This window comes from Streptomyces calidiresistens (genome assembly GCF_014141525.1).
In the GTDB taxonomy this organism is placed as follows: Bacteria; Actinomycetota; Actinomycetes; order Streptomycetales; family Streptomycetaceae; genus Streptomyces; species Streptomyces calidiresistens.
In genome coordinates this window covers 1-2,272 of record NZ_VKHS01000826.1, presented here as the reverse complement: position 1 = coordinate 2,272, position 2,272 = coordinate 1, and the positions used below count along the sequence as shown (strand labels likewise).

Below are 2,272 nucleotides of genomic sequence, written 5' to 3'. Positions count from 1 at the left end.
ACCCCCCACCCCGCCGACGTCGCCGGGGCCCCGAACCGCCCGTTCGCCGCCGAGGGACCCGGCGGCGCCCGGCGGGACCCGCGAGGGGAGGCGCCGGTCACCGCGACGGCGTCCCCCACCGGCCCCGCACCCGACTCCGCGGAGGTACGCAAGCCATGACCGCTCACACCCCGACCGGGAGCCGCACCGGTTCCCCCACCGCCGGCCGGACCGTGCTGACCGGTGCGAGAGTCGTGCTGCCCGGCGGCGTCGCCGAGGGCGGACGGGTCACCGTGGAGGGCGGACGGATCGTCACCGGCCGCCCCGAGGAGGAGGGCACCCTGGACCTGACCGGGTACTGGGTGGTGCCCGGCTTCGTGGACATGCACGTGCACGGGGGCGGCGGGGCGTCCTTCTCCACCGGCACCGCCGCCGACGCCCTGACCGTCATCGACACCCACCGGCGGCACGGCACCACCACCATGGTCGCCTCCACCGTCACCGACGACCTCGACGGTCTGGCGGACCGGGCCGGGCTGCTGTCGGAGCTGACCGAGCAGGGCGACTTGGCGGGCATCCACTTCGAGGGGCCGTTCATCGCCCTCAACCGCTGCGGCGCCCACCAGCCGTCGCTGCTGCGCGAGCCGGAGCCGGGCGAGGTGCGCAAGCTGATCGCCGCGGCCCGCGGCTCCGCCCGCATGCTCACCATCGCGCCCGAACTGCCGCACGGCATCGAGGCGGTGCGGCTGCTGGCGGACCACGGGGTGATCCCGGCCGTCGGGCACACCGACGCCGACTGGGAGACCACCCGCCGGGCCATCGACGCCGGCGCCCGGGTCGCCACCCACCTGTTCAACGCAATGCCGGCGCTCGCCCACCGCGCGCCGGGGCCGATCCCGGCGCTGCTGGAGGACGAGCGGGTCACGGTCGAGCTGATCAACGACGGCGTGCACCTGCACCCCTCGGTGCTGCGCCTGGCGTTCCGCAACGCCGGGCCGGGCCGGGTGGCGTTCATCACCGACGCGATGGGCGCGGCCGGGATGGGGGACGGCACCTACCCCCTGGGACCGCTGGAGGTCGAGGTGCGGGACGGCGTGGCACGGCTGGTCGAGGGCGGCGCCATCGCCGGTTCCACCCTGACCCTGGACCACGCGCTGCGGCGGGCGGTGCTGGAGGACGGCCTGGGCATCACCGAGGCGGTGCACGCGCTGTCCACGACACCGGCGCGGGTGCTGGGGCTCGGGGACCGGGTGGGGTCGATCGAGGCGGGCAAGGACGCCGATCTGGTGGTCCTGGACACCGATCTGACGGTGGTGGGGGTGATGCGGCGCGGCGAGTGGCTGTCCGGGCCGCCGGTGACCGGTGCCGTGGCGGCGTCGGTCCCCGCGGCGGGCGCCCCCCGGGGCTGATCCGCCCCGGGCGCCGTGGGGCGGCCGGGCGGCGGCCGATCCATCCGGTCCACGGTCACCCGCGCGACGGGGCCGGGCCCACCCGGGGGTGGGCCCGGCCCCGTCGTCGCGTCGCGGGCGCGGTGGTCTGCGCGGTGTCGGGCCGGAGTCGGGCCGACGCCGTGTCACCAGTCCGGCTTGTCGCCCCGCTCGGTGATCAGGATGCGGTCGATCACGGCATCACAGCTGTCGCCGTTGTCACAGCCGATGTAGATGACGTTCTCGCCCTCCTTGAGGTCGATGTAGTTGTACGTCCGCGTCCAGTTCTTCTCCCAGGCGCCCTGCTTGACGAAGTCGCGCAGGTGGAGGTCGTCGCGGATCTCCGAGGTGGAGTTGACCGCGAAGCTCATCTTCTGGTCGCCGTTGGGCACCGAGTAGCCGACCCACAGGTCGTAGCTGCCGGCCTTGCCCCCGAAGTCGAAGGTCCAGGTGATGGTGGCGCCCACCCGGCCGAGGCCGGCGATGTAGGAGCCGTCGGCGGAGCGCGCGTTGGGGATGTCCCCGGCGAGGCCGGCGCCGTTGGAGAGCTGGAGGGTGCCGAGGTCGGCCTCGGGGAGTTCCGTCGGCTCCTCGTCCTCCTCGTCCTCGTCCTCGTCGTCGTTCTCGTCGTCCGGTTCGGGTTCCGGCTCGGGCTCCTCGTCCCCCGAGTCGCCGGTCCCGACGGACTGCGGGTTGCCGACGCCCGCGAGATCGTCGCCGGCGTCCCCGTCGTCGCCGCTGAAGACGATGGCCGCGCCGACGCCCAGGACGACGGCGGTGACCACGGCTATGGCGCCGATCAGCAGGCCGTTGCGGCGGGAGTCGTCGCCCCGGCCGTGGCCGGCGGGGGGCGGGCCGGGCGGCGG

The 2,272-nt window shown here is 75.2% G+C and carries 2 protein-coding genes; one reads left to right on the top strand and one right to left on the bottom strand.

Annotated features, from left to right (window positions below; all coding sequences use genetic code 11):
• Positions 1 to 155: 155 nt before the first annotated feature.
• Positions 156 to 1,388: an N-acetylglucosamine-6-phosphate deacetylase gene (nagA, locus tag FOE67_RS23175; protein WP_182666786.1), complete on the top strand. Its 1,233-nt coding sequence runs from the start codon at positions 156 to 158 to the stop codon at positions 1,386 to 1,388.
• A gap of 164 nt (positions 1,389 to 1,552) precedes the next feature.
• Here the strand turns inward: nagA and FOE67_RS23170 are convergent.
• Positions 1,553 to 2,272: carbohydrate-binding protein (locus tag FOE67_RS23170; protein WP_498370715.1), on the bottom strand; the 720-nt coding region annotated here is incomplete at its 5' end.